The organism is Falsiroseomonas tokyonensis, from assembly GCF_019024325.1.
Lineage (GTDB): Bacteria > Pseudomonadota > Alphaproteobacteria > Acetobacterales > Acetobacteraceae > Falsiroseomonas > Falsiroseomonas tokyonensis.
The window spans coordinates 85,482-109,034 of sequence record NZ_JAFNJS010000004.1; the positions used below are offsets into that span (position 1 = coordinate 85,482).

The following is a 23,553-nucleotide window of genomic DNA, read 5'->3' on the forward strand; positions in this document are numbered from 1 at the left end:
CGGCATGGATCTTCGCGAGATGGGCTATTTCCTGGCAGCCAGCCAGACCATGCACTTCACCCGCGCCGCCGCGCTCTGCGGCGTCACCCAGCCCACGCTTACGCGCGGCATCCAGAAGCTGGAGAAGGAGCTCGGCGGCCCGCTTTTCGTGCGGGAAGGCGGGACCACGCATCTGACCGCGCTCGGCCGCATGGTGCTGCCGCGCATCGAGGATATCGTCGCCCGCAGCCGCTCCGTCCGCAAGCAGGCCTCGCTGCATCTGCGGCTGCAGGGCTCCGACCTGCGCCTCGGCATCATGTGCTCGCTCGGCCCCTCCCGCTTCGGGCCCTTGCTCGGGCGCTTCCGGGATGCGCAGCCGGGCATCGACCTCAGCCTGACGGATGCGACCCCCGACCGGCTGGCGGAACAGCTGCTGCAGGGCGACCTGGACGCCGCGCTGATGGTGCAGCCGGAGGCCTATCACGAGCGGCTGCGGGCGGAGCCGCTCTATGCCGAGCGCTTCCTGGTGGCCTGCGCGCCGGGCCACCCCTTCGCCCAGCGCAAGGCCATCGCCATGCGCGACATGGACGGGCAGACCTACCTGTCCCGCATCAACTGCGAACACCGGGACGTGCTGGGCAGCCACCTGGCCGCGGTAGGCGCCCGCCTTGTTCATGCCTGCCGCAGCGAGCGGGAGGACTGGATCCAATGCCTGGTCGCCGCCGGCATGGGCGTCTGCTTCCTGCCGGAATTCAGCGCGGTGCAAGCGGGGCTGGTGCTGCGCCCGGTGGAGGATGCACCGGTGGCGCGCCAGGTGTGTCTGGTGACGGTGTCCGGCCGCCGCTGGTCCGGCCCGCTGGCGCGATTCGTGGAGGCGCTGCGCCGCACCCGTTTCGCCACGCCCGCGGCGAATGACCAGCTTCATGCGCCGCGCGCATTGTTCCGATAGAAGCCGCGCATGAAGGCTGCGCTGGCGCGGCGGCATCCGGAAGTCTTCCGCCAGGCGCCGGCCTTCGCGGCGCCGGGATGAAGGAGAAGCTCCCATGACGCTGCGCCGCACGATGTTCCTGGCCACCACCCTGTTGCTGGCCGCCCCCGCCGCCATGGCGCAGAGTTATCCGCGGGTCACCGGCTCCGGCGAGAATATGATGGTGGATTACGGCCCCATGGGCCAGGGGACGCTGGTGGGCGGCGGGCGGGTGATGGTGACGGATCCCACCGGCATGGATGTGCGGGTGGTGCATCTCGACGCCATCTTCTCCCAGTCCCCGCGCCCGGGCTATGTGCCGCTGACCATCGGATCCGGTGAGTCGCAGGAGACGGTCTATGTCCCCGCCGGCATGGTGGACATGATGCGCCGGGCCCGCGGCAGCCGCTGAATCCCGGCCCCGCCCTGCCCCGTCTTCACCGCTGGTGAAGGCGGGATCGCTATCCTCGCGGTGTTTTCGGCCGCCGGGCCATACCGCCCGGCGCCGGATTCGCTTAAATGCTGCGGTGCGGCATGAATCGAGGATTGCGCGATGAGCGAGCGGCAGGTCTGGGTGGTCTGGGGCGGCATCTTCACCGATACCAGCTTCACCGTGCTGGAGCCCGGGACGGAGGAGCTGCACGGCCCCTATCCGGACGAGGCCACCGCCAATCGCGCCTGGCAGGACCATATGCGGCGCAAGGTGGATATCGCGACGCACCGGCTTTTCGTGATGCTGGCGAAGCCGCCGACCAAGGCCTGAGAGACCGTTTGAGAATGCCGGCGGCTGAGGGACCGCAGGCGATTTTTCGTTCCTGCAAGACGGGCGGTGCGGCCGATGCTGGTTGCATCGGCAAGCCGCCCAACGCGGCAGGGGCGGAAAAGCGCCGCGGAACCGACCCGTCCGGCATTCTCAAACGACCTCTGGGGCGTCAGCTCTCCGGCTGCCGCTTCGCCCGCGGCCAGATCCGGCCCAGCGCAGCGCGCAGCCCGGACACCTGCTGCGCCCAGAAGCCGCCGGAGACGATGGCGGGATCGGCGCCCGGCACGCCGGTAGCCGGATAATGGCGCCGATTCCAATCGGCAGTCCCAAAAATCCAGTCCCAGACGGGCAGCAGCACACCGTAGTTCACGCCCTGCACATCGGTGGCCTGTTCGCCGTGATGCGCGCGGTGGAAGCGGGGCGAGACCAGCAGGCGCTCCCCCACCCGCCCGAAGCTCAGCCGCGCATTGGCATGCGACAGCGATTCGACGATGCGGGTGACCAGCACGATCACCGGGAACTGCGCCGGCGGCACGCCGATGGCGAGTGCCAACAGGCCGAGCCAGATGGCGGCGATGATGTCATCCGCCAGGTGGTTGCGGTCATCCGTCCAGAAGGTCATCTGCTTCTGCGCGTGATGCACCGCATGCAGTTCCCACCACCAGGGGATCGCGTGCTGCAGCCGGTGGCGCCAGTATTCGCCGAAATCCAGCACCACCACATAGACCGCCAGCGCCAGCAGCGGCGCCTCCCGCAGCGCGGGGAACAGCGATTCCAGCGTCGGCGGCACCGCGCCGTAATCCACGATGGTGCCGTGCAGCCAGACCTGCAGCGGGCGGAACAGCACGAAGACCGCCAGCGGCAGGATGCCGAGGCGGATCAGCAGCGTGTAGAGGATATCGGTGCGCACCGGCCCGTGGTCGTCCCAGCGCTCCACCGGCCGCCATTTTTCGAGCGTGCCACACAGCGCGATGCAGACCGCGATCTGCACCAGGCCAAGCAGCGCGAAGCCGAGCCAGTCGAAGGCCTCCTCCTCCCAGGTCATCAGGCCGAGGTCGTAGAGCGCCGGGATCACCCAGCCTTCATGGACATGGGCGCGGATGGCGTCGAGCAGGTCGATCATTCGTCAGGCTTCCCGCGGGCCAGCAGGAAACGCTCGAAGGCGGCGAGCGTCGCATCGCTGACATGGTGCTCGATGCCCTCGGCATCCGCCTCCGCGATCTCCGCCGGCACGCCCAGCGCGGCGAGGAAGGCCACCACCGTCTGGTGCCGGGCGCGGACGCGGCGGGCGAGTTCATGCCCCGCCTCGGTCAGGAAGACGCCGCGATAGGGCTTCGAATGGGCCAACCCGTCCCGCTTGAGGCGGCCGATGGTCTTGATGGCGGTGGCATGGGTGACGCCGAGGCGGCGGGCGATATCCGTGGGGCGCGCCTCGGCATCGCGTTCCAGCAGGTCCGCGATGATCTCGACATAGTCCTCGGCCAGGGCGGCGGCGCGGGCGGTGCGGGCGGAGGCATGGCGCGCGGCCTCATCGGCCCCTTCGGCGGAGGTCTCAGGGAGGGGGTCGTCCGCGCGGGACTCGGCCGTGCTCATGCAGGGAGCCTATCATCGGGGAAGCGCGGCGCCAATTTGTGGCACCGGCTTCACTTTCACCCCGCCGGGACCGGCGCGGGGGCCGCACGGCGGCGGCGCAGCAGGCCGTGCCGCGGGGAGGCCAGCAGCGCCACCACGAAAATAGCCGAGAGCGCCAGCACGATGGAACCGGCGGTGGAGGCATCCAGCATGAAGCTGACCTGGATGCCCACCAGCGTCGCCGCGCAGGCACTGCCGACCGCCACCCAGACCATGCGCCCGAAGCGGTCCGTCATCAGGATGCCGATGGCGCCGGGCGTGATCAGCAGCGCCACCACCAGGATGACGCCCACCGCCTGCACGCCGGCCACGATGCTGGCCGCCAGCACGGTCAGCAGCAGCAGCCGCAGCCGCCCGACATGCAGGCCGACGATGCGGGCCTGGCCCGGGTCGAAGCAGAACAGCACGAGGTCCCGCCCGCGCAGCGCCAGGATCACCAGCGCGGCGGAGGCGATGCCGAGCGTCGTCCAGAAATCCTCCGCCTCGATCCCCAGGATGCTGCCGAAGAGGACATGGGAGAGATGCACTTCCGACCGCACCTGGGACAGCAGGATGAGGCCGACGGCGAACATGCCGCTGAAGACCACGCCCATGGCCGCATCCTCCTTGATGCGCGACGTGGCCTTGATGGCGCCGGAGGCGATGGCGCAGGCAAGCCCCGCGACGAAGGCGCCGATCGCCAGCGGTATGCCGATCAGCCAGGCGAGCACCACGCCGGGCAGGATGGCGTGGCTGACCGCATCGCCCATCAGCGACCAGCCCTTCAGCACCACGAAGCAGGACAGGATGGCGGACAGCGTGGCCACCATCAGGCCGACGGCGAGGGCCTGGATCATGAAGCCGTGCTGCCAGGGGGCGAGGAAGGCCTCGATCATGCGGGCGTCTCCACGGCCTTGGCGGCGGCGCGCCGGCTGGCGCGAATGCCGTGCTTGGGGGCGAAGACCAGCACGAGGACGAAGATCGCGGCCTGCAGCGCGACGATGCTGCCGCCCGTGGAGCCATCCAGGAAGTAGCTGGCATAGGCGCCGATGAGGCCGGTGGAAGCGCCGATGCCGGTCGCGATGGCCGCCATCCGCCCGAAGCGGTCGGCGAGGAGGTAGGCGGTGGCGCCCGGCGTCACCAGCATGCCGATGACCAGCACCGCGCCCACCGCCTGCAGCCCGGCCACCGCCGTCGCCGCCAGCAGCGTCAGCAGCAGCACGCGCATCCGCCCCGGGCTGCCGCCGGCGGCCACCAGTTGCACCGGATCGAACAGCGAAAGCATAAGGTCTCGCCCCCAGATGGCCAGGGCGAGGGCCACCACCACCGCGATGATCGCCATCTGCACGATGTCCGCATCCGCGATGCCCAGCACATTGCCGAAGATGATGGTCTGCAGCCGGACGTTCGACGGGAAGATGGACAGCAGGAACAGGCCGAGGCCGAAGAAGCCGGTGAAGACCACGCCGATCACCGCATCCTCCCGGATCGGGGTACGGCCGCGGAGGCCTGCCATGGCCAGCGCCGCCAGCATGCCGGAGGCGAAGGCGCCGATGGCGAAGGGAATGCCGCCGAGCCAGGCCAGCACCACGCCCGGCACGATGGCATGGCTCAACGCATCGCCCATCAGCGACCAGCCCTTGAGGACGACGTAGCAGGACAGCAGCCCGGCGACGGCGCCGACCAGGGCGGCGATGCCCATGGCGCGCAGCATGTAGTCGTATTCGAAGGGGATGAGGAGTTCGGTCATGGGGTGGGCGTTCCGGGCCCGCTGACCCCCACCCCCACCAGCCTTCGGCGTCGCGGCAGTGCCGCAACCCCCCGCAAGCGCGGGGGAGGGAGCAGCGGACTCCCTCCCCCGCGCTTGCGGGGGGTTGCGGCACTGCCGCGACGCCAAGGGCTGGTCGGGGTGGGGGCATCCGTCGCGCCCATCCTCACAGATCCTGCGTCAGCCGGCCGAGCACGCGCCCGTCCGGCGCCATCACCAGCGGCCGCTCGTCATCCGACAGCACCACCACATGCCCCGCCTCCAGCGGCGCATGCGCCTTGGCCTGTTCGGGCAGGCTGTGCTGGCGCAGCGCGCCGCCGAAGGCGCGCAGCAGGTTGGGACCGGTGAAGATCTCGGGCGTTGGACCCGCCGCCAGCACCGTGCGGTTCACCAGCACCACATGGTCGCAGAAGGTCGGCACGGAGCCGAGGTTGTGGGTCGAGACAAGGATGATCTTGCCTTCGGCCCGCAGCGCCTTCAGCAGTTCGATGATCGCATCCTCAGTGGTCACGTCGACGCCGGTGAAAGGCTCGTCCAGCAGCAGCAGCTGGCCGCCCTGGGCGAGGGCGCGGGCGAGAAAGACGCGCTTGCGCTGGCCGCCGGACAATTCGCCGATCTGGCGTTCCGCCAGTTCCAGCATGCCGACGCGGGCCAGCGCCGCATCCACCGCGGCGCGGTCCGCGGCGCGGGGAATGCGCAGCATGTTCATATGGCCGTAGCGGCCCATCATCACCACGTCGCGAACGCCCACGGGGAAGGACCAGTCCACCTCCTCCGCCTGCGGCACATAGGCCACCAGGTTGTGCTTCAGCGCCGCCTGCACCTTCTCCCCGCCGATGCGCACCTGGCCTGCGGAAGGCCGCACCAGGCCCATGATGGCCTTGAACAGGGTGGACTTGCCGCTGCCATTCACGCCCACCAGCCCGCAGACCGTGCCGGGCGCGAGCGCAAAACTGGCATCGCGCAGCGCCAGGTGGCCGTTCGGATAGGTGACGGTGACGCCCTGCACCGTCAGCCCCGGCAAGTCCCCGCCATCCATCAGCGTGTCGCCTGGCTGCCGAAGAAGCCGCGCAGGATCAACTCCGCATTGGCCTCCAGCAGCTTGAGATAGGTCGGCGCCGGGCCGTCCTCCGCCGTCAGGCTGTCCACGAAGAGCGCGCCGCCGTAGCGGGCCCCGGCCTCCCGCGCCACCTGGCGCATCGGGCGGTCGTTCACCGTGCTTTCGCAGAAGACCGCGGGCACGCGGGTGCGGCGGACCGTGTCGATCATGGCGCGGACCTGGCGGGGCGTGCCCTCATCCTCCGAGTTGATCGGCCAGAGATAGGCCTCGCGCAGGCCGTAGTCGCGCGTCAGGTAGCTGAAGGCGCCCTCGCAGGTGGCCAGCACGCGGCGATCCGCCGGCAGCCGCGCCAGGCTTTCGCGCAGCCGGGCGTCCACGGCGCGGATCTGGTCAGAATAGCGTGCGGCATTGGCGGCGTAGGTCGCGGCATTGGCCGGGTCGAGGTCCGACAGCGCCTTGCGGATATTCTCGACATAAACCAGCGCCAGGGTGGGCGACATCCAGGCATGCGGGTTGGGCTGGTTCTGGTAGGGACCCTCGCCAATGCCGATCGGCGCGATGCCCTCGGTCAGCACTGCCTGGCGGGCATTGCCGGCGCGGCTGAAGAAACGCTCGAACCACCGCTCCAGCCCCATGCCGTTCCACAGCACCAGGTCGGCGGAACGCGCCCGCACCACATCGAGCGGGGTCGGCGAATAGTCGTGAATCTCGGAGCCCGGGCGGGTCAGGCTTTCGACCAGCGCGGCCTCCCCGGCCACGTTCTGCGCCATGTCGGCCAGCACGGTGAAGGTGGCGACGATGCGCTTGGGCGCCGGCTGGGCCTGCGCGGTGGGCGCGCTTAGGGCGCCCAGGCTTGCAATCCCGATCGTGGCGGCCAGCAGGCGGCGGCGGGTGGCGGCTCCGGTCATGGCATTCCCTTGGCGCGAAGGTGCATGGAGGATGAATGGATGTCGTTGGTGGTTGAACATCTTGCCTGGCCGTCAGTATGTAGCCTTGGCTACAGACGATGCAAGCCCCGCTAAATGGCCACTGCGCGCGCGCGCCGGGCCTTCTCTCCTTGCCAGCCCCCCTCGCAGCCGCCATATGAGTGGGGTCATTGTTGTTCGGTTCGGCCGGCTCTTCCTGCTCATCCGTGAGCGCCCAAGGCGTGGTGTCCGTTTCCCCTCAGTTGTGATCCGCGGTGCAATGTCGCGCTGTGGTCTTTTCTCAAGAACGGAACACCCCCATGCCGATCGGCACCGTCAAGTGGTTCAACGCGACCAAGGGCTTTGGCTTCATTCAGCCGGAGGACGGCTCCAAGGACGTCTTCCTGCACATCTCTGACGTCCAGCGCGCCGGCCTTCAGGACCCGCGTGAAGGCGACAAGATCCAGTACGAGATCCAGCGCGGCCAGCAGGGCAAGGAATCTGCGGGCAACCTGAAGAAGGTCTGACCTTCTTTAGCGCCTGAGCCTTCCGACGGCCCCGCTGCCCTGCAGCGGGGCCGTTTTCGTTTCAGCGCCTTGGGTCAGTCCACGTCCCAGCGGCCGTCATTCATCAGCTCGGACTGCGCCAGGCCCGTGGCCTGGGCGGCACGGGGCAGCGGCGGCAGGGCGGCCAGGCGCTGCAGCAGCGCCTGGCCCTGCCCGGCCGAGACCGGATCCAGCGCCGCCGCGGCGCGCCCCGCATCCCCCGCATCCAGCCCCGCGGCCGCGCGCAGCAGGGCGGCGGCCGCGGCCGGCGGCGGCACCGCCGGCGCCAATCCCAGCGCGCCGCGCAGCTCCGCCCGCCCCTGCTCCAGCGCCGGACCCAGCAGCGGCGTCGCGCGCCGCCAATCCGGCCGCTGCACCAGGGAGGCGGCGAGCCATTCCAGCCGCGCCGCCTGGCGCGCGGCCTCGGCCGGGCGGCCGGCCAGGGACGCGGTATCGGCAAAGGCCGGGGCGGCGGCCAGTACCGCGGCGCGCGCCGGATCGCCCGCCCCGGCCGGCATGGCCAGCGGCACCTCGGCCGCGGGCGGGCCTTGCGCGGCGCAGGCGGCCAGCAGCAGCAGCGGCAGAAGCCTAGAAGATACGGTCACGCTGGCCCCGGTCATTGTCGCGGCGATTGAGCGCATCCCGCGCCCGGGCGGTGGCAGAGGCGGCGCGGGGCAGCGGCGGCAGGTCCGCCAGCCGCGCCAGCGCCTGTTCCCCGCCACCAGGCACCGCGAAGGGCGCGAGCGCCGCGAGGGCCGCCGCGCGGTCGCCCTGGCCCAGCGCCGCGGCGGCGCCATAGAGCGCATCCACTGCCCGCTGCGGCGTGGCATCCTCCCGGAAGCCCAGCGCCTGGCGGGCCTCCGTCCGGGCCTGGCGCAATTCCAACGCGACCAGCGGGTGGATGTCCCGCCAGGCGCCGCCCTGGCCCAGCTCCACCGTCAGGTATTCCAGCTGCCCAAGCGCCCGCGCCGCCGCTTCGGGGTTGCCCTGCAGCCGCGACGGCGTGCCGAAGGCAAAGGAGGAGGCGAGGATGGCGCCCCTGGTCGGGTCGCCGGCGCCAGCCGCCTGGGCGGTGGGCGGCAGCGTCACCGATTCGGGCGGCGGCATCGGCGTGCAGCCGGCCAGCAGCAGGAGGGCAAAGGCGGCAAGGGGGTGGCGCATGCGGGACGGCCTCATCCAGGGCATCAGGGAGATGGGGTCCGCCCGGCGCCCGGCCAAGTCACGCCACGGCTGGACCTGTCTCGACGCGTTTTCCAAGTCGCCTTGCGAAGCCGCAAGGCTTGAAAACGCTCTACCGCGCGAGGCTGGCCCGATGCCGCTTGGCCAGCGCCACGTAGCTCGGCGCGGTGCGGTCGAACTTCGCGCGCTCCTCGGCCGACATCACCCGCACCAGCTTGGCCGGGCTGCCCATCCAGAGCTCGTTCGGGCCGATCACCTTGCCGGGCGGCAGCATGCCGCCGGCGCCGAGCATGCCGCCTTCCTCGATCACCGCGCGGTCCAGCACGGTGGCGCCCATGCCGACGAAGGCGCGGTTCTTCAGCGTGCAGGCATGGATGATGCAGGCATGGCCCACCGTCACGTCATCGCCGATCACCAGCGGCTCCGCCCCCGCATTCAGGTGCAGCACGCTGCCGTCCTGGATATTGGTGCGGGCGCCGATGCGCATGAAGTTCGTGTCCCCGCGCAGCACGCAGTGGTACCAGATGCTGCTCTCCTCGCCGATCTCGACATCGCCGATGACGAGGGCGGTCGGCGCCACCCAGGCCTCCGGATGGATTTTTGGCGTCTTGTCCTCGAAGGGGATCACGGGGCCGGTCATCATTCTCTCCCTAGGCGGCCAGCGGCAGGGCGGCGGTGACGTCCACGCCCAGCATCAGGCCGATATTCTGCACCGCGGCGCCGGAGGCACCCTTGCCGAGATTGTCCAGCTTGGCCACCAGCACCGCCTGCCCCGCCGCTTCATTCCCATAGACGCGCAATTCGAGGAAATTGCTGCCGTTCAGTTCCTCCGGCGCCAGCCGCGCCTTGGGATCGGCCGCCTCCACCCGCACCCAGAAGCTGCCGGCATAGGCGGCGCGCAGGCAGGCCTCGAGATCGGCCGGGCCCGGCGTGCCGTTCAGCAGGTCGAGATGCAGCGGAACGGAGACCAGCATGCCTTGCGCGAAATCGCCGACCGAGGGCACGAAGATCGGCCGCCGCGCCAGCCCGCTGTATTTCTGCAGCTCCGGCACATGCTTGTGCTGCAGGTTCAGGCCGTAGAGGAAGAAGGGCGCGGCGGTGCGGGCGGGCTCGAATTCCGCGATCATCTGCTTGCCGCCGCCGGAATAGCCGGAGACGGCATTGACCGTGACGGGGTAGTCCGCGGGCAAGATGCCGGCCTCGACCAGCGGGCGCAGCAGGGCGATGCCGCCGGTGGGGTAGCAGCCGGGATTCGCCACCCGCATGGCCTTGGCCACGGCTTCGGCCTGCGCGGCGTTCAATTCAGGAAAGCCATAGACCCAGTCGGGGTCCACCCGATGCGCGGTGGAGGCGTCGATCAGCTTCGGGGCATCGGCGCCGAGCCCGGCCGCCATGGCCGCGCTTTCCTTGGCCGCGGCATCCGGCAGGCAGAGCACGACCAGATCCACCTCCGCCATCAGCGCGCGCTTGGCCGCGGGGTCCTTGCGCTGCTCATCCGGGATGGAGCGCAGCGCGATGCCGGGGAAGCGGGCCAGGCGGTCGCGGATCTGCAGGCCGGTGGTGCCGGCTTCGCCGTCGATGAAGACGCTGGGGATGGATCCCTTGGCCATGGTCGTATTCCCTCGGATCGATTGCCGTGCCGCCCTCCGGCAGCGCGCATGCCGCCCTCCGGCGGCCGAAAAAGCAAGAGGGGCAGGCCCTTGCGGACCTGCCCCCCTGATGTACCAGCCATGCGGCCGGGCGTGGCGCCCGGTCCGCCGGGCGTCAGCGCTTGGAGAACTGGAAGGAACGTCGGGCCTTCGCCTTGCCGTACTTCTTGCGCTCGACCACGCGGCTGTCGCGGGTCAGGAAGCCGGCCTTCTTCAGGATGCCGCGCAGGCCCGGCTCGTAATAGGTCAGCGCGCGGGTGATGCCGTGGCGCAGCGCGCCGGCCTGGCCGGAGAGGCCGCCGCCGGTCACCGTCGCGAAGACGTCGAACTGCTGGTCGCGATCGGCCACCAGGAAAGGCTGGCCGATCACCATCCGCAGCACCGGGCGCGCGAAATAGGTGTTGGACGGCTTGCCGTTGATCACGATGTTGCCCTTGCCGGGCTTCACCCAGACGCGGGCGATCGCGTTCTTGCGGCGGCCGGTGGCGTAGGAGCGGCCCTGCGCGTCGCGCTTGGGCTGCACGACCACGGCGCCTTCCGCGGCGGGTCCGCCGGCGGCCGCAACCAGGTCCTTCAGCTCGGCCAGGGAGCCGCCGGTGCGGGACGTCTCAGCGCGGGGGGATTCGGTCTCGCTCATGCTCAGGCAGCCTTACCAGCGGCGGCCTTCGCGGGGGCGCCGAAGACATTCTTGCGGTTCAGCGCGCCGACATCCAGCGCGGTCGGCGTATTGCCGGCATGCGGATGCTCCGGCCCGGCATAGACATGCAGGTTGCGCATCTGGGCGCGGCCGAGCGGGCCGCGCGTGATCATGCGCTCCACCGCCTTTTCCAGCACCCGCTCGGGGTGCGGGCTGGCCAGGCGCTCACCCACCGTGCGGCCCTTGATGCCGCCGGCATAGCCGGTGTGCCAGTAGAAGACGGACTGGTCGGCCTTCTGGCCGGTGACCTTCACCTTCTTCGCGTTGATGACGACGACATGGTCGCCGCAATCCACATGCGGGGTGAAGGTGGCCTTGTGCTTGCCGCGCAGGCGATTGGCGATGAGGCTGGCGAGGCGGCCGAGCACCAGGCCCTCCGCGTCGATCAGCACCCAGTTCTTGGTGACCTCCGCCGGCTTGATGGAGGTGGTTTGCCGAGTAAGCATCTGCTTCGTGATTCCGGGTATCGGTCTGGCGCGCCTTATCCGGCCGCAGGGGCGGAAAGTCAAGGCAAAGCTGGGTTTTGGCGTGACGGTATCGGGTTACCGTCAAAAGGAGCGGATCTTGGACAGCGCCAGGCCGGCAGGCCTTTGGGCCCGGCTGAAGGCCTGGGCCAAAACTCTGAAGCGGGACGTGGTGGCGCTGTGGCTGGCCGCGCGGGACCCGCGCACCCCCTGGCCGGCGCGGCTGTTCTGCGCCGCCATCGCCGCCTATGCGCTTTCGCCCATCGACCTGATCCCGGATGTCATCCCGGTGCTGGGCTATCTGGACGAGGTGATCCTGCTGCCGCTGGCGCTGTGGCTGGCGATCCGCCTGGTGCCCGCCCCCCTGATGCAGGAATTCCGCGCGGAGGCCGAGCGCCGCGCCACCCGGCCGGTCAGCCGGCTGGCCGCGGCCCTGATCGTCGGGCTGTGGATCGCGGCGGCCGCCCTGCTGCTGCGCGCGGCCTGGCCGTAAGGCCGCAGGACGGATCAAGCCGGGGCGTGCCAGACCAGGCGTGCAAGGCAGGAGACCACCGCATGTTCAGCCACGCCACCCTCGGCACCAACGACTTCCCGCGCGCCCTGGCCTTCTACGACGCGCTGCTCACCCCGCTCGGCCTCACCCGCTTCCACACGGATGAGGCGCAGGGCCAGGCCGGCTATGCCGCCAATCCGGAGGCCAGTCCGCAATTCTGGCTGATGCGCCCGATCGATGGCCGGCCGGCCAGTATCGGCAATGGCGTGACGATCGCCTTCGAGGCGCCGGACCGTGCCGCCGTCCGCCGCTTCCACGCCACCGGCCTGGAGCTGGGCGGGACGGAGGAAGGCGCGCCCGGGCTGCGGCAGCACTACCACCCGGACTATTACGGCGCCTATCTGCGCGACCCGGACGGCAACAAGCTGTGCTGCGTCTGCCACCGGCCGGAATAGCGGCTCAGGCCTCCGCGCCCAGGATCGCCTTCACCTCCAGGTATTCCTCGAAGCCGAAGACGCCGAATTCGCGGCCGTTGCCGGATTGCTTGTAGCCGCCGAAGGGCAGGCTTCGGTCGAAGGGCGCGCCGTTCAGGTAGACGCGCCCGGCCCGGATGCGATTGGCCACCGCCCGGCCGCGCGCCCTGTCCCGGCACTGCACGAAGCCCGCCAGGCCGAAGGGGGTGTCGTTGGCGATGGCGATCGCCTCCTCGTCCGTGTCGTAGGGCAGGATCGCCAGCACGGGGCCGAAGATTTCCTCCCGCGCGATGCGCATGGCGGGCGTGACGTCGCCGAAGACGGTGGGACGGACGTAGAAGCCCTGATTCAGTTCCGCCGGCCGCCCCGGCCCGCCGGCCACCAGCGTGGCGCCTTCCTCGATGCCGGACTGGATGAAGCCCTGAACCCGGTCGGACTGCGCCTGGCTGACCAGCGGGCCCATGGTGGTGGCGTGGTCCAGCGGATCGCCGAGGCGGATGGCGCCGATCGCCTCCCGCGCCGCGGCGAAGGCTTCCTCCCGCCGCCCGCGGGGGACCAGCATGCGGGTGGGGGACTGGCAGTTCTGCCCGCCATTGGTGTTGCAGGCATGGACGCCCTGGATCACCGCGGCGCGCAGGTCGGCATCCTCCAGGATGATATTGGCGGACTTGCCGCCGAGCTCCTGCGCCACCCGCTTCACGGTATCGGCGGCCAGCTTCGCCACGCGGATGCCGGCGGCGGTGGAGCCGGTGAAGGACACCATGTCGATCCCCGGATGCGCCGCGATCGCCTCCCCCACCGTCGGCCCGTCGCCATTCACCAGGTTGAAGACGCCGGGCGGCAGGCCGGCCGCATGCACCACCTCGGCAAACAGCAATGCGCTGAGCGGCGCGATCTCGCTGGGCTTCAGCACCACGGTGCAGCCGGTGGCGAGTGCCGGCGCGACCTTCGATGCCACCTGGTTCAGCGGCCAGTTCCAGGGCGTGATCAAACCGCAGACGCCGATCGGCTCCCGCCGCACGATGCCGGCGCCCATGCGCTCCTCGAAGGCATAGTCCTGCAGCACGCGGCGCGCTTCCTCGAAGTGGAACAGCGCGACGGTCGCCTGACGTTCGGTGGCAAAGGTGATCGGCGCGCCCATCTCCAGCGTCATGGTGCGCGCCAGCTCCGGCAGCCGGGCGCGGAAGCCGGCGATGATGCGGTCGAGCCATTCGAGCCGCTGCGCCACGCTGGTCTCGGCATAGGCCGGGAAGGCGCGGCGCGCGGCGGCGACGGCCCGGTCCAGATCGGCGGCAGTGCCCAGGCTGATCTCGGCAAAGACCGCCTCCGTCGCCGGGTTCACCACCCCGAGCCGCGCCGGCACCGCCGGGTCCACCCAGGCGCCGTCGATGTAGAAGTGCAGCCGCTGCATGACCTTCCGTCCCCAGTCGCGAGCGGCAGGCTAGCCGAGCCCGCGCTGGGCACGGCCCGCGCATCGCGCCCATTCCGTCAGCCGGAAAATCCGCCGCATTCCGGCTGATGGAATTCCTCAACAATCCCCGCCGCACCGACCCGCCGCCCAACTAGGCTGGCCGCAACAGTCCAAGGCCGGATTTCGGGGAGGTTCACGTGACACAGCTAATGTCCCGCCGGATGGCGCTCGGCCTCGGCGCCGCCGGGCTGCTGGCGGCCCCCGCGGTGCGCGCGCAGGCCTGGCCGTCCCGCACCGTCACCATCATCATGCCCTTCGCCGCCGGCAGCGGCACGGACCTGCTGGCCCGCGCCGTGGCGCAGCATCTCAGCGAGACGCAGGGCCAGCGCTTCATCGTCGACAACCGCCCCGGCGCCGGCGGCAATATCGGCGCGGCGCTGGTCGCCCGCGCGGCGCCGGATGGCTACACACTGCTGTTTGGCACGCCGGGGCCGCTGGCGAACAACAAGCTGACCTACCGCAACCTGACCTACGACCCCGAGAAGTCATTGGCGCCGATCGTGCTGATCGCGAAGTCACCGCTGGTGGTGGCGGCCAAGGCAGCGCTGCCCGTCCGCAGCATCGCCGAGCTGGCGACCCTGGCGCGGGCCAACCGCAACCTGACGGCGGGGGTGCCGGGCAATGGCACGCTGGGCCATATCGCCGCCCTGCTGCTGGCGCGGGAGCTGCGCTTCGAGCTGACCGCCGTGCCCTATCGCGGCTCCTCCGAAGTGCTGAGCGACCTGCTCGGCGGCCAGATCGACCTCGCCGTGGATTTCCTGCCGACCTATGTGCAGGCGGCGCAGGACGGGCGGGTGCGGGCGCTGGCGGTGACCACCGCGCAGCGCGCGGCCGACCTGCCGATGGTGGAGACGGTGCAGGAGGCTGGCTTCCGCGGCTTCGAGGCCAGCGCCTGGTATGCGCTGGCCGCCCCCGCGGGCACGCCGCCCGAGATCGTCAATGGCCTCAACGCCGCGATCAACGCCTTCCTGCAGGGGCCGAAGGGGGCGGAGGCGATGGCGCGGCTCAGCATGCAGCCCGTGGGCGGCACGCCGGCGGACCTCCGCGCCTTCATCACCGCGGAGCTGCGGCGGTGGGAGCCGGTGGTGCGGGAGGCGAATATCGTCATGTAGCCGGCCACTGGACAGGCCGCGCGCGACAACCCAGGCTCGGCGCATGGAAACGACCCCCAAGCCGCACGGCCTTGCCAACCGCTCCTCGAACTACGGGGACCGCGATTTCGCCCTCTATCTCCGGCGCTCCTTCGCCAAGTCCATGGGCTACAGCCAGGCCATGCTGGACAAGCCGGTGGTGGGCATCGCCGATACGGGGTCGGACTACAACAACTGCCACCGCACGGCGCCGGAGCTGATCGAGGCGGTGAAGCGCGGCGTGCTGGCCGCCGGCGGCCTGCCGCTGGCCTTCCCGACCATCAGCATCTGCGAGCCGTCCCTCACCCCCTGCTCCATGCACTACCGCAACCTGATGGCGCTCGACACCGAGGCGATGCTGGCGAACCAGCCGATGGACGCCGCGGTGCTGGTGGGCGGCTGCGACAAGACCGTGCCGGCGCAGCTGATGGCCGCGATCTCCGCCGGCACGCCGAGCGTGATGCTGGTGGTCGGCCCCATGCTGGCGCAGTCCTTCGCGGGGGAACGCCTGTCGGCCTGCACCGATTGCCGCCGCTACTGGGCGCGCTACCGGGCGGGGGAGGTCTCGGGCGAGCGCATCAAGCTGCTGGAGGGCAAGCTTGCCACCACCGCCGGCACCTGCGGCGTGATGGGCACGGCCAGCACCATGGCCTGCATCGCCAGCACGCTGGGCTTCATGCCGTTGGACGCCGCCTCCGCCCCCGCGGTGCATGCGGACCGGCTGCGCATGGCGGAAGAAGCGGGCGCGCAGGCGGTGCGGCTGATCCGGAAACCGGTCTCGCCGCTTTCGCTGATGACCCAGGGCAATCTCGACAATGCTGTCCGGGTCCTGCTGGCGCTCGGTGGGTCCACCAATGCCGTGGTGCACCTGGCGGCCATCGCCGGCCGCGCCGGGCTGAAGCTGGACCTGAAGCGCCTGGACGAGCTCAGCGAGACCACCCCCGTGCTGGTCGACCTGAAGCCGACCGGCGAGGGCTATATGGAAGACTTCCACAGCGCCGGCGGCATGCAGGCGCTGCTCTGGGAGATCCGCGACCTGCTGGACCTGGACACGCTCGACCTCGACGGCGTGACCCTGCGCGACCGCATCGGCGACGGGTCGCATTTCGTCGATCGCAAGATCATCCGGGCGCGGGAGACGCCGGTTTCGCCGGTGGGCGGCCTCGTCACGCTCTACGGCTCCCTCGCCCCGGACGGCGCCATCCTGAAGCGCAGCGCCGCCACCCCCGCCCTGTTCGAGACCGAGGCGCGCTGCCTGGTCTTCGACGGGCTGGAGGACCTGGCCAACCGGGTGGACGACCCGGACCTGGACGTGCTGGCGACCGATATCCTGGTTCTCAAGAATGCCGGCCCGCGGTCCCCCGCCGGCATGCCGGAGGCCGGCTACCTGCCGATTCCGAAGAAGCTCGCCCGCCAGGGCGTGAAGGACATGGTGCGGATCAGCGACTGCCGCATGTCCGGCACCGCCTTCGGCACCATCGTGCTGCATGTGGCGCCGGAAGCGGCGGTGGGCGGGCCGCTGGCCCTGGCCCAGACTGGCGACCGGATCCGGCTTTCGGTGAAAGACCGGCGAATCGAGCTGCTGGTCGCGGAAGACGAGATGGCCCGCCGCCGTGCCCAATGGTCCCCTGCCCCTGCCCCGGCCCGCGGCTGGGACCGGCTGGTGCATGAGCAGGTGACCCAGGCGCCGCAAGGCGCGGACCTCGCCTTCCTGCTGCCGCCCGCAGAGTAGTCCTCCGCCCGGCATCACGCCGGGCGGGCGCCCTTCCGGCCTTCAGCGCCGGTACTGCGCCTCCGTGACCTGCTCCATCCAGGTCACGGGCGAGCCCTCGAACTTCTCCTGGATGGCGATATGCGACATGGCCGTGGTCGGCGTCGCACCGTGCCAGTGCTTCTCGCCCGGCGGGAACCAGACCACGTCGCCCGGCCGGATCTCCTCCACCGGCCCGCCTTCACGCGCCACCCAGCCGAGGCCGGCGGTGACGATCAGCGTCTGCCCGAGCGGATGCGTATGCCAGGCCGTCCGGGCACCCGGCTCGAAGGTGACATGGGCGCCGGCGACCCGTGCCGGGTCGGGGGCCTCGAAAAGCGGATCGACGCGGACTTGGCCGGTGAACCACTCGGCCGGCCCCTTGCCGGAAGGCCGCGATCCCGCGCGCATGATATCCATGACCTGACTCCTCCATGAGTTGCAACAGTCGGCAAGCGCGGCGATGGGCCTTCGCCCGCCCCACCCGGCCGCGCCGTGATCCGCTCCGGCTTCAGGCCATGTGCTGCCGGAAGAAGGCCGCAAGCTTCGCGAAGGGAATCAGATCCACCCTGTCGTACAGATCCACATGCCCGGCGCCCGGGACATAGTGCAATGCCTTCGGCTCCGCCGCACGCCGGTAGGCTTCCTCGCTGAACTCCCGGGAATGGGCCTGGTCCCCCGTGATGAAAAGCATGGGGCGCGGGGAGATCGTCTCGATGTCGTTGAAGGGGTAGAAGTTCATGAACCTGACGTTGCTGGTCAGCGTCGGATGCGTCGTGCGCAGGGGGGACTGGCCGGGCGGCGTGTATTCCCCCCGCGGCGTGCGGTAGAAGTCGTAGAACTCGCGCTGGATGGGATGGGTCTCGGCGGTCAGGGCATGCACCGTCCCGCCGGTGTACTGGGTCTCCGCGCCGCTGAACTCCGCGTCGCGCTGCGCAGCCGCCTGCGCGATGACCTGCTTGCGCTGCGCCAGGGTCTGCGACTTGTTGAGCGCATCGCGGGTGGCCGCGCCCATGTCGTACATGCTGACCGTCGCGATGGCGCGCATGCGCGGGTCGATCTTGGCGGCACTGACCACGAAGCTGCCACTGCCGCAGACCCCGATCGCGCCGATGCGTCGCCGGTCGATGAAGGGCCGGCTGCCGAGGAAGTCGACCGCGGCGCTGAAAGCCTCGGCATAGGCATCCGGGGCCACCAGGTTGCGGGGCTGGCCTTCGCTCTCGCCCCAGAAGGGCAGGTCGATGGACATCGCGACGAAGCCCTGCTCCGCCATCTTCGTGGCGTAGAGATTCGCGCTCTGCTCCTTCACCGCGCCCATGGGATGCCCGACCACGAGGGCCGGCAGCGCGGTGTTCGGGGCGAGGTCCCTGGGCGTGAACAGCTGGCCCGCGACGGTCATCTGGTACTGGTTCCGGAAGGCGACCTTCTGCGCGGTCACCCGGTCGCTGACATAGAAATTGTTGGCGCCATTCGACATGTCCTGGGCCTTTGCGGAGGGAGAGGAAAGGATCGACGTGGCAGCGCCGGCGGCGGCCAGCTGCAGCAGGTCGCGGCGTGCAGGGCCGGCACCCGGGCGGCGCGTGCGGTCGGCGGCGGCATGGGTTTCGGTCACGGGCGGGCTCCTTCGTGCGTCGGTGCGTGGCGTGTCGGTGCGTGGCGTGTCTGTGCGGGGCCGGCCGGCGCGCTCACGGGCCCCGCTCCAGCCGCACGGTCACCGGGCCAGGCCGGTCGAAGATCGCGACATCACCGCTGACTTGGCCAAGCACGACGATGCCGGGCAGCGGGACGCGGCCGCTGCGGTAGTAGATGACCAGGTTGCCCGACGCCCACAGGCCCAGCGTCCCGACCGCAAAGTCCTGCTGCCGATCCGCCGCTGGCAGCGGCTCGGGCAGTCGGCCCGTTTTCTCCTGCCGGAGGTGGTCGCGCATGGAGAGCGTCAGCGGCAGCATCTGCATGAGCCTGCGTGCGGCGTCGTTGTCGGCCAGCTCGACGGCAACCTCGCCCCAGTCGGAAGTGATTCGGATGCGCTCCTGCGCCAGGGCCGGGTCGGACCAGAGGGCAGCGGCCACGGCGGCGGTGATGGATTTCAGCATCCCGGGTCTCCTGGCTTGCGCGGGCGCCGGTCGATCCGCGGGGCCTGCGGGGTGTGGCCTGCAAGATGGCGGGTGCGGTCACACACGATTAGCTGGCAATATCCGCATGGACCTTGAAGGTGGACTTCATGATGCCGCAGGCCGACCTCAACGACCTCCGGGCCTTTCGCGCTGTCGCGGAGGCGCGAAGCTTCACGCGGGCCGCGGCACAACTCGGTGTCTCCCCCTCGGCCCTGAGCCAGACGCTGCGCGGCCTGGAAGCGCGGCTCGGGCTCCGCCTGCTGACCCGCACCACGCGCAGCGTCTCCGCCACCGAGGCCGGCGAGCGCCTGCTGGGTACCCTTGGACCCGCCCTGGACGAGATCGCGGCGACGCTCGCCGCACTGGGCGACCTCCGGGACCGGCCAGCCGGCACCATCCGCATCACGGCCGGCGAGCACGCGGCCGAGACGGTACTCTGGCCGGCGCTCGAGCGTCTGCTGCCAGCCTATCCGGAGATTTCAGCCGAGGTGCATGTGGACAATACCCTCGCCGACCTGGCCGCGGGGCGCTTCGACGCCGGCATCCGGATCGGCGAGCTGGTGGGCAAGGACATGGTTGCGGTGCGGATCGGGCCGCCGCTGCGCATGGCCGTGGTCGGCGCGCCGGCCTATTTCGCGCGACGGCCAGCGCCGAAGACGCCGCAGGACCTGACCAGCCATGCCTGCATCAACATTCGCCTGCCGACGCATGGCGGGGTCTATGCCTGGGAATTCGAGAGGGGCGGGCGCGAGCTTCGCGTGCGTGCCGAGGGACCGCTCGTCTTCAACGTGGCACCGCCGCTGCTGCGGGCCGCGCTGGCGGGCCTCGGCCTGGCCTATGTCTTCGAGGACCAGGCGCAGCCCTACCTCGCCGAGGGGCGGCTGGAGCGCGTGCTCGACGACTGGTGCCCGCCCTTCCCGGGCTATCACCTCTACTACCCGAGCCGGCGCCAGCCCACGCCGGCCTTCGCCCTGCTGGTCGAGGCGCTGCGCGCCCGCGACTGAGGCCGTCGCGCTGCGGGCCAATCCCCTTGCCCTGGCGGCGGCGCGGCCGCAAACAGGCCGGGACCTGTCGGAGCCGCACCATGCCGATCATCAACCGCATCGCCGAATTCCACCCCGAGATGACCGAATGGCGGCACGACCTGCACCGCCATCCGGAACTCGGCTTCCAGGAGGTCCGCACCAGCGGCGTGGTCGCCGCCAAGCTGCGCGAATTCGGCTGCGACGAGGTCATCACCGGCATCGCCACCACCGGCGTGGTCGGCGTGATCCACGGCCAGGGCGGCCCGAATGGCCGCGCCATCGGCTTCCGGGCCGACATGGACGCCCTGCCGATCGAGGAAGCGACGGGCAAGCCCTATGCCTCCCAGACCCCCGGCATCATGCATGCCTGCGGCCATGACGGGCACACCACCATGCTGCTCGGCGCCGCGCGCTACCTGGCCGAGACGCGCAATTTCTCCGGCACCGTCTACCTGGTCTTCCAGCCGGCGGAGGAGAACCTGGCGGGCGGCGAGGTGATGGTGAAGGAGGGGCTGTTCGAGCGCTTCCCGATGGACCGCATCTTCGGCCTGCACAACTGGCCCGGCGCCCCGGCCGGCACCTTCCTGCACGCCCCCGGCCCGGTCATGGCCGCGGTCGCCAATCTGGAGGCCACCATCACCGGCCGCGGCGCGCATGGCGCCATGCCGCATAACGGCATCGACCCGATCCTGATCGCGTCGCACATCGTCACCGCCCTGCAGAGCGTGGTGGCGCGCAACGTGAATCCGCTGGAGGCCGGGGTCATCACTATCGGCCATATCAAGGGCGGCTTCACCTTCAACGTGATCCCGGAAAGCGTGCAGATGCAGGGCACCGCGCGCTGGTTCCTGCCCGAGGTGAGCGACCTGCTGGAGGCCAATTTCCTGCGCATCGTCACCGGCATCGCCGCCAGCTTCGGCGCCACGGCGGAAGCCAGCTTCACCCGCGCCTATCCCGCCACGGTGAACGAGGCCGAGAGCACCGAGATCGCCGCGAAGGCCGCCGCCACCGTGGTGGGCGAGGCGCGCGCGCGCAAACTGCCGCAGCCGACCATGGGGGGCGAGGATTTCAGCTTCATGCTGAACGAGAAGCCCGGCGCCTATCTGTTCCTGGGCGGCGGCAAGGGGGAGGGCGATGCCATGGTCCACCACCCGAAATACGACTTCAACGACGAGATCCTGCCGGTCGGCGCCAGCTGGTTCGCCACCCTGGCGGAGCAGGTGCTGCCCCGGCGATAGCCCCCGGCGCGCGACGCGGCGCAAGAAGCCAAGCCCCGGAGGGGCGCCGGCGTTCGAGGGAGCCTTTTCACCGAAAAGGCTCGAATGTCTCAGGCGCCCACCCTGCGCATGCGCAGGCCATCGACCAGGCCGAGCAGCCGCCGCGTCTCGAAGGGCTTGCGCAGCACCGCGTCGAAGCCGGCGGCGCGGCACTGCCCTTCCAGCTCCTCCGCCGAATCCGCGGTCAGCGCGATCATCGGCATGCGGGACGCCTCCCCCTGCAGCGCCCGCACCGCCTGCGCCACGCCGAGCCCGCCCAGCCCCGGCATATGCAGGTCCAGCACCGCCAGGTCGAAGCGTGCGCCATGCAGCGCCGCCAGCGCGGCCGGGCCATCGGCCGTCGCGGTCACCTGGTGGCCGGCGCGTTCCAGCAGCGTGGCGAGCAGCAGCCGGCTGGCCGCCACATCTTCCGCCACCAGGATGCGCAGCGCCTGGGTTCCACGCGCCTGCGCCGGGGCGGCGCCAGGGCGGAAGGGGACCCAGAAGACGAAGCGCGCACCGTTCCCGCCCGGGCTTTCGGCGCCGATCGCCCCGCCCATCGCCTCCACCACCCGCCGGCAGATGGCCAGGCCGAGGCCGGAGCCGCCGCGCACGGCCTGGACGCCCACGGCCTGCTGCGCGGCGCTGTCGCGAAACCGGTCGAAAAGCCGCGGCATCTCGGCCTCGAGGATGCCGGGACCCTGGTCGAGCACCGAGATCTCCACCCGCTCCGGCCGCGGTGTCAGCCGGGCGGCCAGCACCACCGAGCCTTGCGGGCTGGCGCGAATGGCATTGTCCAGCAGCTTGGTCGTCACCTGGCGCAGCCGCATCGGGTCGCCGCGGATCCAGCGCGGCAGGCCGGCATCGATCGCCAGTTGCAGGGCCAGCCCCTTGGCCTGCGCCGCCGGGCGCATCAGCGCGGCGCAATCCTCCAGCAGGGCGGCGATCTCGATATCGGTGTCCTCCAGCGCGATGCTGCCTTCCTCCAGCCGCGCGAAGTCCAGTACATCGCCCACCAGGGCCAGCAGCGCGCCGCCGGCCTGGCGCTGCTGCTCCACCCAGCCCCGCGCCTCCGCCGGCAGCTCCGCCTTGGCCAGGCGGTCCGTATAGTCCAGCAGGCCGGTGAGCGGGGCGCAGAGCTCCTGGCTGACGGCGGCCATCAGCGCGTTGCGGCTGCGATCCTGCTCGGCGGCGCGGGCCATGGCCTCGCTCTGCCCACCGGGCCGCGGCACCTCCTGCGCCGGTTCGCGGCGCGTCATCCGCGCGGCAATGCCCAGTGCCGCGACCAGGGTGGCGAGGCCGAGCGCCACCACCAGCCAGCTGGTTGCCTTCTCGATGAAGCCTGGCGGCGGCGCCGCGACCAGCAGCGACCAGCGGCTGTCGCCCAAGGGCAGGGCCAGGGCCGTCATCCCGCCCACCTCGGTCACGTCGCGATGGCTGAGCGCGGGGCGCAGCAGCTCGGGCTCCGACCGGCCGCTGGCGGCGCGGGCGATCACCCGGCCATCGCCGTCCAGCAGCAGGGCGGACCAGCCGCGCGGCAGGCCGGCGCGGTCCAGCAGCATGGCGAAGGTCGTGGCTTCCTGCGTGGCCACCAGGGCGAAGCGCACCACGCCATCGACCCGCACCGGCACGCGGTAGGACACCCGCCTCTCCACCAGCCCGCCCAGGGCGGCATAGCCGGTGCGCAGCACGCTGCCGACGGCGGCCAGGTCCTGGATCGCCGGCAGCGGCGCGCCCTCTGGGTAGCGCAGGTTGAGAATTTGGCGTTCGCCATCGGTCAGCGCGATGGTGAACCAATAGGGCTCCCGCGCCAGCAGGCGCTGGGCCTCCTGCCGGAATCCGGAGAGGTCGCCGCTTTTCAGGTGCTGCGACCCGGCCAGCGCATCCAGCGCGCGCAGCCCGGCGCGCAGTTCGGAATCGAGGCCTGCCACCAACGCCGTGGTGGTGCGCACCACATCCTCCGCCCGGTCCGCCGCGCGTTCCGCCTTGAAGCCGAGCACCACGGCCAGGCTGAAGGCGGCCAGCGGCAGGATGGCCAGGAAGGGGCCGATCAGCTCGAACTGGCGCCAGGGCCAGGACCGCTTCGCGACCTTGCCAGGCGGTACATCCGGATCGGCTGCGGGGGGGAACACGAGCGCGCGGGGGCCTTCGGACCGGGGCCGGACAGGGGTGCGTACGCGGACCTCCTGCTCCGGAACGCCGGATGACGGGTTAACCGCAGTCCCAACATACCATCCGCACAGGCAAAGTCACC

27 protein-coding genes are annotated in these 23,553 nt (G+C 70.9%); 10 read left to right on the forward strand and 17 right to left on the reverse strand.

Annotation, left to right across the window (positions count from 1 at the left end; all coding sequences use genetic code 11):
* Positions 1–4: 4 nt before the first annotated feature.
* The 3 genes from J3S20_RS14150 (at position 5) to J3S20_RS14160 (ending at position 1,709) form a co-directional block, all read left to right on the forward strand.
* Positions 5–928, forward strand: a complete 924-nt coding sequence (locus tag J3S20_RS14150) for a LysR family transcriptional regulator (RefSeq protein ID WP_216837148.1) — start codon at positions 5–7, stop codon at positions 926–928.
* 94 nt (positions 929–1,022) lie between these two features.
* On the forward strand, positions 1,023–1,358 hold the full coding sequence (locus tag J3S20_RS14155; RefSeq protein ID WP_216837149.1) for a hypothetical protein: 336 nt from the start codon (positions 1,023–1,025) through the stop codon (positions 1,356–1,358).
* A 141-nt stretch (positions 1,359–1,499) separates the two neighbouring features.
* Positions 1,500–1,709, forward strand: a complete 210-nt coding sequence (locus tag J3S20_RS14160; RefSeq protein WP_216837150.1) for a DUF4170 domain-containing protein — start codon at positions 1,500–1,502, stop codon at positions 1,707–1,709.
* Positions 1,710–1,878: 169 nt separating this feature from the next.
* Here the strand turns inward: J3S20_RS14160 and J3S20_RS14165 are convergent, their stop codons facing one another.
* The 6 genes from J3S20_RS14165 to J3S20_RS14190 all read right to left on the reverse strand — a co-directional run bounded on the left by J3S20_RS14165 (position 1,879) and on the right by J3S20_RS14190 (position 7,056).
* Complete coding sequence (locus J3S20_RS14165) at positions 1,879–2,832, reverse strand: sterol desaturase family protein (protein WP_216837151.1); 954 nt, start codon at positions 2,830–2,832, stop codon at positions 1,879–1,881.
* Positions 2,829–3,302: a manganese-binding transcriptional regulator MntR gene (gene mntR, locus J3S20_RS14170; RefSeq protein ID WP_216837152.1), complete on the reverse strand. Its 474-nt coding sequence runs from the start codon at positions 3,300–3,302 to the stop codon at positions 2,829–2,831. Before mntR ends, J3S20_RS14165 begins: the two co-directional genes overlap by 4 nt.
* 56 nt (positions 3,303–3,358) lie before the next feature.
* A complete protein-coding gene (locus J3S20_RS14175; RefSeq protein WP_216837153.1) occupies positions 3,359–4,216 on the reverse strand; it encodes a metal ABC transporter permease in 858 nt (285 codons plus the stop codon).
* Positions 4,213–5,070, reverse strand: a complete 858-nt coding sequence (locus J3S20_RS14180) for a metal ABC transporter permease (RefSeq protein WP_216837154.1) — start codon at positions 5,068–5,070, stop codon at positions 4,213–4,215. The genes J3S20_RS14175 and J3S20_RS14180 overlap by 4 nt, the downstream gene beginning before the upstream one ends.
* Positions 5,071–5,254: 184 nt before the next feature.
* Positions 5,255–6,127, reverse strand: coding sequence for an ATP-binding cassette domain-containing protein (locus tag J3S20_RS14185; RefSeq protein WP_216837155.1), 873 nt, complete (start codon positions 6,125–6,127; stop codon positions 5,255–5,257).
* Positions 6,127–7,056 carry a metal ABC transporter substrate-binding protein gene (locus J3S20_RS14190; protein ID WP_216837156.1) on the reverse strand — a complete coding sequence of 310 codons (930 nt, stop codon included), beginning with the start codon at positions 7,054–7,056 and terminating at the stop codon, positions 6,127–6,129. Before J3S20_RS14190 ends, J3S20_RS14185 begins: the two co-directional genes overlap by 1 nt.
* Positions 7,057–7,373: 317 nt before the next feature.
* On the opposite strand from J3S20_RS14190, the gene J3S20_RS14195 reads away from it, so the two are divergent.
* Positions 7,374–7,580 carry a cold-shock protein gene (locus J3S20_RS14195; RefSeq protein WP_216837157.1) on the forward strand — a complete coding sequence of 69 codons (207 nt, stop codon included), beginning with the start codon at positions 7,374–7,376 and terminating at the stop codon, positions 7,578–7,580.
* Positions 7,581–7,654: 74 nt separating this feature from the next.
* On the opposite strand, the gene J3S20_RS14200 is transcribed toward J3S20_RS14195, so the two are convergent.
* The 6 genes from J3S20_RS14200 to rplM form a co-directional block, all read right to left on the reverse strand.
* A complete protein-coding gene (locus J3S20_RS14200; protein WP_216837158.1) occupies positions 7,655–8,203 on the reverse strand; it encodes a hypothetical protein in 549 nt (182 codons plus the stop codon).
* The gene (locus J3S20_RS14205) at positions 8,187–8,759 is read right to left on the reverse strand and encodes a hypothetical protein (RefSeq protein WP_216837159.1); all 573 of its coding nucleotides are present in this window, start codon (positions 8,757–8,759) and stop codon (positions 8,187–8,189) included. The genes J3S20_RS14200 and J3S20_RS14205 overlap by 17 nt, the downstream gene beginning before the upstream one ends.
* A gap of 130 nt (positions 8,760–8,889) precedes the next feature.
* Positions 8,890–9,417, reverse strand: a complete 528-nt coding sequence (locus J3S20_RS14210) for a gamma carbonic anhydrase family protein (RefSeq protein ID WP_216837612.1) — start codon at positions 9,415–9,417, stop codon at positions 8,890–8,892.
* A gap of 10 nt (positions 9,418–9,427) precedes the next feature.
* Positions 9,428–10,387 (reverse strand): N-acetyl-gamma-glutamyl-phosphate reductase, encoded by a 960-nt coding sequence (argC, locus tag J3S20_RS14215; RefSeq protein ID WP_216837160.1) that lies wholly within the window; start codon positions 10,385–10,387, stop codon positions 9,428–9,430.
* A 154-nt stretch (positions 10,388–10,541) separates the two neighbouring features.
* Positions 10,542–11,063 (reverse strand): 30S ribosomal protein S9, encoded by a 522-nt coding sequence (gene rpsI, locus J3S20_RS14220; RefSeq protein WP_216837161.1) that lies wholly within the window; start codon positions 11,061–11,063, stop codon positions 10,542–10,544.
* Positions 11,064–11,065: 2 nt separating this feature from the next.
* A complete protein-coding gene (gene rplM / locus J3S20_RS14225) occupies positions 11,066–11,569 on the reverse strand; it encodes a 50S ribosomal protein L13 (protein WP_216837162.1) in 504 nt (167 codons plus the stop codon).
* Positions 11,570–11,687: 118 nt separating this feature from the next.
* On the opposite strand from rplM, the gene J3S20_RS14230 reads away from it, so the two are divergent.
* Together J3S20_RS14230 and J3S20_RS14235 are read left to right on the forward strand one after the other, a co-directional pair.
* Positions 11,688–12,080 carry a YkvA family protein gene (locus J3S20_RS14230; protein ID WP_246602830.1) on the forward strand — a complete coding sequence of 131 codons (393 nt, stop codon included), beginning with the start codon at positions 11,688–11,690 and terminating at the stop codon, positions 12,078–12,080.
* A 62-nt stretch (positions 12,081–12,142) separates the two neighbouring features.
* Positions 12,143–12,535, forward strand: a complete 393-nt coding sequence (locus tag J3S20_RS14235) for a VOC family protein (RefSeq protein ID WP_216837164.1) — start codon at positions 12,143–12,145, stop codon at positions 12,533–12,535.
* A 4-nt stretch (positions 12,536–12,539) separates the two neighbouring features.
* On the opposite strand, the gene J3S20_RS14240 is transcribed toward J3S20_RS14235, so the two are convergent.
* Entirely contained in the window at positions 12,540–13,964 is a 1,425-nt protein-coding gene (locus J3S20_RS14240; protein ID WP_216837165.1) for an aldehyde dehydrogenase family protein, read from the reverse strand.
* A gap of 197 nt (positions 13,965–14,161) precedes the next feature.
* Between J3S20_RS14240 and J3S20_RS14245 the strand changes: the two genes are divergently transcribed.
* Positions 14,162–15,136 carry a Bug family tripartite tricarboxylate transporter substrate binding protein gene (locus J3S20_RS14245; RefSeq protein ID WP_216837166.1) on the forward strand — a complete coding sequence of 325 codons (975 nt, stop codon included), beginning with the start codon at positions 14,162–14,164 and terminating at the stop codon, positions 15,134–15,136.
* A gap of 43 nt (positions 15,137–15,179) precedes the next feature.
* Entirely contained in the window at positions 15,180–16,886 is a 1,707-nt protein-coding gene (locus tag J3S20_RS14250) for a dihydroxy-acid dehydratase (protein ID WP_216837167.1), read from the forward strand.
* 42 nt (positions 16,887–16,928) lie between these two features.
* Here the strand turns inward: J3S20_RS14250 and J3S20_RS14255 are convergent, their stop codons facing one another.
* The 3 genes from J3S20_RS14255 to J3S20_RS14265 all read right to left on the reverse strand — a co-directional run bounded on the left by J3S20_RS14255 (position 16,929) and on the right by J3S20_RS14265 (position 18,997).
* On the reverse strand, positions 16,929–17,324 hold the full coding sequence (locus J3S20_RS14255) for a (R)-mandelonitrile lyase (RefSeq protein WP_216837168.1): 396 nt from the start codon (positions 17,322–17,324) through the stop codon (positions 16,929–16,931).
* Positions 17,325–17,415: 91 nt separating this feature from the next.
* Positions 17,416–18,516 (reverse strand): alpha/beta hydrolase, encoded by a 1,101-nt coding sequence (locus J3S20_RS14260; RefSeq protein WP_216837169.1) that lies wholly within the window; start codon positions 18,514–18,516, stop codon positions 17,416–17,418.
* A 73-nt stretch (positions 18,517–18,589) separates the two neighbouring features.
* A complete protein-coding gene (locus J3S20_RS14265) occupies positions 18,590–18,997 on the reverse strand; it encodes a cyclophilin-like fold protein (RefSeq protein WP_216837170.1) in 408 nt (135 codons plus the stop codon).
* A 128-nt stretch (positions 18,998–19,125) separates the two neighbouring features.
* Here J3S20_RS14265 and J3S20_RS14270 point away from each other — a divergent pair, with 128 nt between their 5' ends.
* Both J3S20_RS14270 and J3S20_RS14275 read left to right on the forward strand, forming a co-directional pair.
* Positions 19,126–20,022: a LysR family transcriptional regulator gene (locus J3S20_RS14270; RefSeq protein ID WP_456305697.1), complete on the forward strand. Its 897-nt coding sequence runs from the start codon at positions 19,126–19,128 to the stop codon at positions 20,020–20,022.
* 80 nt (positions 20,023–20,102) lie between these two features.
* Positions 20,103–21,281, forward strand: a complete 1,179-nt coding sequence (locus J3S20_RS14275; protein ID WP_216837171.1) for a M20 aminoacylase family protein — start codon at positions 20,103–20,105, stop codon at positions 21,279–21,281.
* An 89-nt stretch (positions 21,282–21,370) separates the two neighbouring features.
* Here J3S20_RS14275 and J3S20_RS31125 read toward each other — a convergent pair whose 3' ends face one another.
* Positions 21,371–23,431, reverse strand: a complete 2,061-nt coding sequence (locus J3S20_RS31125) for a hybrid sensor histidine kinase/response regulator (protein ID WP_216837172.1) — start codon at positions 23,429–23,431, stop codon at positions 21,371–21,373.
* Between the last annotated feature and the right edge of the window lie 122 nt (positions 23,432–23,553).

Excerpts from the sequence above, each read along its gene's own strand:
- J3S20_RS14240 (WP_216837165.1), bottom strand. The coding sequence starts at position 13,964 with ATGCAGCGGCTGCACTTCTACATCGACGGCGCCTGGGTGGACCCGGCG.
- J3S20_RS14150 (WP_216837148.1), top strand. The coding sequence starts at position 5 with ATGGATCTTCGCGAGATGGGCTATTTCCTGGCAGCCAGCCAGACCATG.
- J3S20_RS14155 (WP_216837149.1), top strand. The coding sequence starts at position 1,023 with ATGACGCTGCGCCGCACGATGTTCCTGGCCACCACCCTGTTGCTGGCC.
- J3S20_RS14275 (WP_216837171.1), top strand. The coding sequence starts at position 20,103 with ATGCCGATCATCAACCGCATCGCCGAATTCCACCCCGAGATGACCGAA.
- J3S20_RS14210 (WP_216837612.1), bottom strand. The coding sequence starts at position 9,417 with ATGACCGGCCCCGTGATCCCCTTCGAGGACAAGACGCCAAAAATCCAT.
- J3S20_RS14180 (WP_216837154.1), bottom strand. The coding sequence starts at position 5,070 with ATGACCGAACTCCTCATCCCCTTCGAATACGACTACATGCTGCGCGCC.
- J3S20_RS14250 (WP_216837167.1), top strand. The coding sequence starts at position 15,180 with ATGGAAACGACCCCCAAGCCGCACGGCCTTGCCAACCGCTCCTCGAAC.
- J3S20_RS14175 (WP_216837153.1), bottom strand. The coding sequence starts at position 4,216 with ATGATCGAGGCCTTCCTCGCCCCCTGGCAGCACGGCTTCATGATCCAG.
- mntR (WP_216837152.1), bottom strand. The coding sequence starts at position 3,302 with ATGAGCACGGCCGAGTCCCGCGCGGACGACCCCCTCCCTGAGACCTCC.
- J3S20_RS14190 (WP_216837156.1), bottom strand. The coding sequence starts at position 7,056 with ATGACCGGAGCCGCCACCCGCCGCCGCCTGCTGGCCGCCACGATCGGG.
- J3S20_RS14205 (WP_216837159.1), bottom strand. The coding sequence starts at position 8,759 with ATGCGCCACCCCCTTGCCGCCTTTGCCCTCCTGCTGCTGGCCGGCTGC.
- J3S20_RS14160 (WP_216837150.1), top strand. The coding sequence starts at position 1,500 with ATGAGCGAGCGGCAGGTCTGGGTGGTCTGGGGCGGCATCTTCACCGAT.
- argC (WP_216837160.1), bottom strand. The coding sequence starts at position 10,387 with ATGGCCAAGGGATCCATCCCCAGCGTCTTCATCGACGGCGAAGCCGGC.
- rplM (WP_216837162.1), bottom strand. The coding sequence starts at position 11,569 with ATGCTTACTCGGCAAACCACCTCCATCAAGCCGGCGGAGGTCACCAAG.
- J3S20_RS14195 (WP_216837157.1), top strand. The coding sequence starts at position 7,374 with ATGCCGATCGGCACCGTCAAGTGGTTCAACGCGACCAAGGGCTTTGGC.
- J3S20_RS14270 (WP_456305697.1), top strand. The coding sequence starts at position 19,126 with ATGATGCCGCAGGCCGACCTCAACGACCTCCGGGCCTTTCGCGCTGTC.
- J3S20_RS14255 (WP_216837168.1), bottom strand. The coding sequence starts at position 17,324 with ATGGATATCATGCGCGCGGGATCGCGGCCTTCCGGCAAGGGGCCGGCC.
- J3S20_RS14265 (WP_216837170.1), bottom strand. The coding sequence starts at position 18,997 with ATGCTGAAATCCATCACCGCCGCCGTGGCCGCTGCCCTCTGGTCCGAC.
- J3S20_RS14235 (WP_216837164.1), top strand. The coding sequence starts at position 12,143 with ATGTTCAGCCACGCCACCCTCGGCACCAACGACTTCCCGCGCGCCCTG.
- rpsI (WP_216837161.1), bottom strand. The coding sequence starts at position 11,063 with ATGAGCGAGACCGAATCCCCCCGCGCTGAGACGTCCCGCACCGGCGGC.
- J3S20_RS14165 (WP_216837151.1), bottom strand. The coding sequence starts at position 2,832 with ATGATCGACCTGCTCGACGCCATCCGCGCCCATGTCCATGAAGGCTGG.
- J3S20_RS14185 (WP_216837155.1), bottom strand. The coding sequence starts at position 6,127 with ATGGATGGCGGGGACTTGCCGGGGCTGACGGTGCAGGGCGTCACCGTC.